The organism is uncultured Campylobacter sp. (assembly GCF_937997595.1).
Taxonomy (GTDB): domain Bacteria; phylum Campylobacterota; class Campylobacteria; order Campylobacterales; family Campylobacteraceae; genus Campylobacter_B.
This window is the reverse complement of record NZ_CALKTS010000057.1, coordinates 1-6289: the sequence shown is the minus strand read 5'-3', so window position 1 is coordinate 6289 and position 6289 is coordinate 1. Positions and strand designations below refer to the sequence as shown.

The following is a 6289-nucleotide window of genomic DNA, read 5'->3' as shown; positions in this document are numbered from 1 at the left end:
AGGTCGTCGTAAAATAAGATGAAATTTTATAGCGGCGAAACACGGCGCCAAAAACAGGGGCGCAATTTCAAATCAAAATTTATGTGCCGTTAGCTGCAAATATAAAGCCGGTCTCGTTGGCGCTAAATTCTTTCTAGCGCACACGTGCCGTAAATTTAAATATAAAATTTGCGCCAGGCCGCGACGTTATGTGTTTTAGCCGCGATAAAATTCTGTGAAATTTTATCTCGTGGGCATTTATAAATTTCAAGAAATTTCAAGTCCAAATTTTATATTTGCGCGAAAGCGGCGCTATGTTTTAGCCGCGCAGAATTCTGCCGCGTAAAATTTTTACCTAGCGAAATTCTGTCTCGCAAAATTCTATCTTGTAGAATTTTAATTCGCCGCGTTCAAATTTTATTCGCTGAGTCAAAATTTCTCCCGCCGCGCCTAAATTTCTCCCGCTCGTCGCGCTTTACCGAAATTTATATTTAGTTGTTGTAAAATGCGTTTTTAAAAGGATTTTAGCGGTTTGTGATATGAGTATTTTAGAGTTTACGGAGTGCGTAGGCATCGCTTCGGCGGCGCTTAGCGGGTTTTTATTCGGCGTAAAGAAGGGCTGCGATTGGCTTGGGATCTTTATCGCGGCGTTTTTGACTGCGCTTGGCGGCGGGATCATGCGCGACACCTTGGTAAGCCGCGAGATCTACTCATTCACGCACTACGCGCCCGTAACCATCGTGCTTGCGGTAAGCGTCGTAGCTATTTTTGCCAAACTTTACGAGAACCGCGATTTGGAGGGTAAATTTTTATTTATTCTAACCGATGCGATCGACGTCGTAAGCTTTTCGATCGTAGGGGCGATGGTTGCGCTAAGCTACAATCATAACGTTTTCGGCGTGGTGCTAATCGCATTTTGCAACGGCGTGGGCGGCGGCATTTTGCGCGACGTACTGCTGAATGAAGTGCCGTGGTTTTTGCATACGGGGCTTTATGGCACGATAAGCATGGGCGTGGGCTTGATATATTTTGTGCTTGATGGATTGGGGCTTAGCGGCGTAGTTTCGGTGCTTATTTTGCTGGTTTTAGGGGTTGCGTTTCGCATGGTGGCTTATTACAAATCTTGGCATCTGCCTAAAGTGGAGTATAAAAAATGAACTATTTGATGGATAATTTCGCGCGCGTAAACGTAGCGCTGGTAAGAGGCGAGGGCTCGATAGTCTATGACGAAGCGGGCAAGGACTACGTGGATTTTGGCGCGGGCATCGGCGTAAACTGCCTGGGGCACGCAAATGAGATCGTGCTGGAAGCGATCGGCACGCAAGCTGCGCAGATCATCCACGGCTCAAATATCTATAGAATTCTGCCCCAAGAAGCCCTGGCTCAAAAGATTAGCGAGCTTTTGGGGTATCGCAGCTACGCCGTGTTTTGCAACTCTGGCGCTGAGGCGAACGAAGCGGCTATCAAAATGGCGCGCAAATACGGCACCGTAAATTTCCCTAATAAAAAATTTGAAATTCTAACTCTGCGAAATTCCTTCCACGGCCGCACGCTAGCGACGCTGCAAGCTACCGGGCAGGAGAAATTTCATCCGGAAATTTTCGCGCCCTATATGCCCGGGTTTAAATTTTTCGACGATATCGAGGATATCATAGCGCATATCGATGAAAATAGCGTCGCCGTGATGATCGAGCTAGTCCAGGGCGAGGGCGGTATTAAACCTCTGGATAAGGCTAGCGTGCAAAGGCTGGCGGCTGTTTTGAAAGAGAAAAAGCTGCTTTTGATCACCGACGAGGTGCAGTGCGGCGTATATCGCACGGGCGAGTTTGCGACGTCGCAAATTTACGGCATCCGCCCCGACATCATCACCTTTGCCAAAGGGCTTGCGGGCGGCGTGCCGATCGGCGCGTGCGTGGCGCAGCAAAACATTTTCGCTCCGGGCGAGCACGGTAGCACCTTCGGCGGTAACTTTTTGGCGACCTCTACGGCGCTTGCGGTGCTTTCGCAGCTTGAGTTTTTAAAAGCGAGCGGTAAGCTTGATAAGACTATAAAAAGATTTATCAAAAAACTAGACGGGCTCGCCGCAGACTATCCTAGCCTGATCGAAAAGCGCGTGGGGCTCGGTCTGATGCAAGGCCTCGTGCTGCGCGATGAAAAAAATCTGAGTGAGATCTTTAACAAAGCCCTGCAAAGCGGGCTTTTGATCCTAAAATCCGGTAAGCGCACTCTTAGATTTTTACCTGCGCTAAATATCAAAAAACCGGAGATCAAAGAGGGTTTTGCGCGCCTACGCAAGAGCCTGGACGAGATAGCGCGGGCGTGAAATTTAGCGATTTTTTCGAGAGCTGGCTAAACGAGAGCTATTACGCAAACGCCGCTAAAATCGGCAAGAGCGGCGATTTTTACACTGCCGTGAGCGTAGGGAGCTTCTTTGGGATCTGCATCGCGCGCGAAATTTTACGCCTAAGCGCAGATTTTTGCGCGACGCAAGAGTTAAGCTTAGACGCGGCGATAAGCTCGGGCGCATCGCGGCAAAATTTTGCGGCTAATCCTGGCAAGCTAAATTTAGATGTCGCGCTTGCAAAAAAACCGCAAAATAACGCTAAAATCGCTATCGTAGAGATCGGCTCGCACGACGGGCGGCTGCTTTGCGACATAGCGCAGGCGATTTTTACATTGGGCGGCGCGGCGGCGATTGATAAATTTAGCTTTGCGATTATCGAGCCGCACGAGCGTCTGCGCGAGCTACAGCGGGTGAGCTTTGCGGAGAGCTTCGGCGGCGAAATCGCGTTAAAGCACTTTGCAAGCGCGCGCGAGGCGAAATTTAAAGATGCGATCTTTGTGGCAAACGAGCTTTTCGACGCCTTTAAATGCGAGGCGGTGGACGGCGAAAATATGCTTTTTATCGAAAGCGGCGCGGCAAAATTTGCCCCCATAAAAGAACGTGAAATTTTGACCCTCGCGCGCAGATTCGGCATATCGCGCGGCGAAATCCCGATCGGATACTTTCGCTTCGCCCGCGAAATTTGCGCCAGCGCGCAGCGGTTTTATTTCATAGCCTTCGATTACGGACAGATGGGCGCTAGCGGCGATTTTAGCCTGCGGATCTATCGAAACCACGAGGTTTTCAGCTTCTTTGAGGTGCAAAGTTTAAGCGATTTTTACGGCAAGAGTGACCTTACTTACGACGTAAATTTTGAAATTTTACGCGCTGCGTTTGAGGATGCGGGCGCCGTGACGGCGGATTTTAAAAGACAGATCGCGGCTTTGATAGACTTCGGCGCGGTCCAGCTTTTAGAGCTTTTTATGCAAAAAAGCGGCGAGAAGGGTTATCGCAACGCGCTTTTGCAGTTTAATCACTTGCGCGCGGAGTTTGGCGAGAAGTTTAAGATGATAAAATTTAAAAAGGGGCTTTGATGAAAGCTTTTATCGATTGCGACTGCGAAATTTTGCAAAAGACGCTGGAGCTATTTTTAAAAGGTCATGCCGCAAGCGCGCAGGATTGCGACTTTGTGATAAGCGATGAGCCGAAAAGCTCGGCAAAACCGCTATTTTTGATCGGCGAGGACGGAGATTTGGCGCTGCCGTTTTCCAAGCAGATGTTGTTATCGAAGTTAGAGGATTTTCAAAGCTCGCTACGGGTGGATCTTAGTGGATACGACGCGGCAGAAGAGGAAATTTGTGCGCTATTTGATGAGTTCAAGGCAAAAATCATCGAAATTTTAAGAAGGCAAAATGGCTAAATTTTCCAAGCTTGGCGGCATGCTCTTTACGCAAATTTCAAGCGGTATTTATAGGGGCAAAAAGCTCGCTCTGCCCGCGCTTTCGAGTACGCGCAGCACGAAAAGCATCGTAAAGGGTTCGTTTTTCGATACGTGGCGGGCGGAGTTGCGCGGCGCGGCGTTTATCGAGTGCTTCGGCGGTAGCGGCGCGATGGCGCTTGAAGCGCTAAGTAATGGCGCAAAAAACGTTTATGCGATCGAAAAGGACGCGGCCGCGCATAAGATAATGCGGAAAAATTTCGAGCTTTTTGGGCTCGGTGCAAATGCGATTTTGGGCGATTGCTTCGAACGACTGCCCGAAATTTTGCACGAGCTGCAAGCGAATATGAACGGACGCTCGGGCGCGAATTCGTTAAATTTAAGCGGCAAAAATTTCAAAAACCATGCCGACGAGGGCATCTGCTGTGAAAATTTGGGCAGCGAAAAAGAGGGCTGCCGCAAAAGCTTTAGTGGCGTAGAGCAGGGCGAGGACAGATACCGCGCCGCGCAAAGCGTAGAAGCGCAAAGCGGCGTGAAAGATTTGCCTAAATGCGGCATGCGAAGCGGTATATCGGACAGTACTCAAAAAGGCGCGCAGAGCGGCGTAAATGATGATTATACAGGCGAGGAGGGCTTTGGCGATTGTGCCCAGATTGGCGATTATGCGGGTGCTTCTAGTATAAAATACTGCGTGAATTCGCTAACTGCGGACGCTGTGAGCTTTAGCGAAAGGTTTGACGATAACTGCGCTTCGAAATACGACGCGAGCGACGCCGAGACCGCTAATCGCAGCGTAAATTTAAGCTCAAAATGCGGCGAAAGTTCTAATTTTGACGCAAATCGAGGTACGGGCTTAGGCGCGAGTTGCGAAGAGAAAGAAATTTTAAATTTAGGCGAAAATTTTAGCACTAGTTGCGGAGAAAGTTTATATTCAAGCGCAAATTTCATCTATGATTCAAGAAAAAATTCCACTGCGAATTCTAGTGGTAATTTTGGCGTTAGCTGCGGAGAGAATTTGTATTCAAGCGTAAATTTAATGCATGATTTAAGAAAAAATTTCGCCGCTAGCTCCCGTGAAAATTTCTCCTGCGGTTTAGACAAAAGCTCTGCCGCAAATTCTAGCGAGAGCCATACTGCAAATTCCATAGAAAATTCCATCTCCGATCCCGCGCGCAGAGTGTTTGTCTATCTGGATCCGCCGTTTGCGATCAGGCAGGGCTTTGGCGAGATTTACGAGCGGATGCTGGCGTTGATAGCGCGCCTGGGCTCCGTGCAGTGCGAGCTGCTAATTGCGATCGAGCATATGAGCGAGCTTGAGCTGCCGCCTAAAATCGGCGATTTCGCGCTGCTTAAATCGCGCAAATTCGGCGCTACGACGATGAGTTACTACGCAAAATGAAAAGCTTAAAGCAAATTTTAGATTATTACGCCGATTTGAAAAATTGCGACGCGGATCTTTTCGGCGCGCCCGATCCGCTGCAGGTCGCAAAGGGACATCGAAACGACGTCGTAGCGCTCATCTGCGCGCTGTTTGCTTACGGAAGCGCGGCTCAAATTTTAAAATTCCTCCGCTCGCTTGATTTTTCTCTTTTGGACGCGAGCGATGAGCGCATAGCAGCGGAGCTTGCGGGCAAAAAATATAGATTTCAAAGCCCGCGCGACGTCGCTGAAATTTTTATAACTTTAAAGCGGCTTAAAAACAGCCTTAGCATCGAGGAGAGCGTGCTTTGCGGTATGCAAAAAAGCGGACGGATCGAAGATGGGATAAATTTTTTAATCGGCGAAATTTACAAATTAAATCCCTACCGCAGCCCGGGATATGAGTTTTTTTTCGGACGCGGCTTCGCGCAAAAGCCCGTATCGCCGTATAAACGTTACAATCTTTTCCTGCGCTGGGCGGTGCGCGACAGCGACATCGATCTGGGGCTGTACAAAAAGATCGAAAAATCGCGCCTCCTCATCCCGCTCGATACCCATACGCATAAAGTTTCACTTAAGCTTGGATTGATCGATCGCAAGAGTTACGATTTCGAGGCGGTTTTGCAGCTTACGCAAAGCTTAAGGCGTTTCGATCCGAGCGACCCCATCAAATACGACTTCGCGCTGTACCGCCTCGGACAGAGCGGCGAGATAGATAAAATTTTACCCGTACTAAGCGCGAATTTAAACAAAACTGCGGAGTAAGTCGACGGAATTTTATCTGATACGAGCGGGGCGATGAAATTTTATGAAGCTTTGGAGCGGGTGTGCGGCGGAATTTTGCGCTGTGCTGCCGCATAAGCGGAGCTGGCTTTATGGATTTGCCGTACGCCTTAAGTACAGAGCGCCGAAATTTCATGAAATTTTAGCAAAAGATCGCTTCATAAAATTCTGCAAATTTTACGGATAGCCGCGTAAAATTTATAGGGCTGTCTTGTAGAATTTGGGTAAAATTCCATAGCCTTGTGCTACTTAAATTTTATGAAATTTTGCAGCTCGTGCGACGCGATAAATTGCATGGAGCTAAAACGGCAATCGCGCGGTAAATTTCATAAAATTTAAGCAGAGAG

General features: G+C 48.5%; 7 protein-coding genes and 1 pseudogene. All 8 read left to right on the top strand.

Translation table 11 applies throughout. The annotated features are described in order from the left end of the window. Positions 1-518: 518 nt before the first annotated feature. The 8 genes and pseudogenes from Q0614_RS01755 (at position 519) to Q0614_RS01720 (ending at position 6129) form a co-directional block, all read left to right on the top strand. A complete protein-coding gene (locus Q0614_RS01755) occupies positions 519-1136 on the top strand; it encodes a TRIC cation channel family protein (protein ID WP_298786095.1) in 618 nt (205 codons plus the stop codon). After that, positions 1133-2302, top strand: coding sequence for an acetylornithine transaminase (locus tag Q0614_RS01750; protein ID WP_298786093.1), 1170 nt, complete (start codon positions 1133-1135; stop codon positions 2300-2302). The genes Q0614_RS01755 and Q0614_RS01750 overlap by 4 nt, the downstream gene beginning before the upstream one ends. Further along, a complete protein-coding gene (locus Q0614_RS01745; protein WP_298786091.1) occupies positions 2299-3396 on the top strand; it encodes an SAM-dependent methyltransferase in 1098 nt (365 codons plus the stop codon). Before Q0614_RS01750 ends, Q0614_RS01745 begins: the two co-directional genes overlap by 4 nt. Further along, entirely contained in the window at positions 3396-3722 is a 327-nt protein-coding gene (locus tag Q0614_RS01740) for a hypothetical protein (RefSeq protein WP_298786089.1), read from the top strand. The genes Q0614_RS01745 and Q0614_RS01740 overlap by 1 nt, the downstream gene beginning before the upstream one ends. A gap of 19 nt (positions 3723-3741) precedes the next feature. Then, a pseudogene (locus Q0614_RS01735) lies at positions 3742-4068 on the top strand (RsmD family RNA methyltransferase); the annotation flags it as partial. Positions 4069-4086: 18 nt separating this feature from the next. Next, positions 4087-5139 carry an RsmD family RNA methyltransferase gene (locus Q0614_RS12530; RefSeq protein WP_366125035.1) on the top strand — a complete coding sequence of 351 codons (1053 nt, stop codon included), beginning with the start codon at positions 4087-4089 and terminating at the stop codon, positions 5137-5139. Continuing rightward, entirely contained in the window at positions 5136-5924 is a 789-nt protein-coding gene (locus Q0614_RS01725) for a TIGR02757 family protein (RefSeq protein ID WP_298786088.1), read from the top strand. Before Q0614_RS12530 ends, Q0614_RS01725 begins: the two co-directional genes overlap by 4 nt. A 43-nt stretch (positions 5925-5967) precedes the next feature. Then, complete coding sequence (locus tag Q0614_RS01720) at positions 5968-6129, top strand: hypothetical protein (protein ID WP_298786086.1); 162 nt, start codon at positions 5968-5970, stop codon at positions 6127-6129. The last annotated feature ends 160 nt before the right edge of the window (positions 6130-6289 follow it).

What these genes read in the sequence shown, in the direction of transcription:
- Q0614_RS01755 (WP_298786095.1), top strand. Translation starts at nt 519, where the DNA reads ATGAGTATTTTAGAGTTTACGGAGTGCGTAGGCATCGCTTCGGCGGCG.
- Q0614_RS01750 (WP_298786093.1), top strand. Translation starts at nt 1,133, where the DNA reads ATGAACTATTTGATGGATAATTTCGCGCGCGTAAACGTAGCGCTGGTA.
- Q0614_RS01740 (WP_298786089.1), top strand. Translation starts at nt 3,396, where the DNA reads ATGAAAGCTTTTATCGATTGCGACTGCGAAATTTTGCAAAAGACGCTG.
- Q0614_RS12530 (WP_366125035.1), top strand. Translation starts at nt 4,087, where the DNA reads ATGAACGGACGCTCGGGCGCGAATTCGTTAAATTTAAGCGGCAAAAAT.
- Q0614_RS01725 (WP_298786088.1), top strand. Translation starts at nt 5,136, where the DNA reads ATGAAAAGCTTAAAGCAAATTTTAGATTATTACGCCGATTTGAAAAAT.
- Q0614_RS01720 (WP_298786086.1), top strand. Translation starts at nt 5,968, where the DNA reads ATGAAGCTTTGGAGCGGGTGTGCGGCGGAATTTTGCGCTGTGCTGCCG.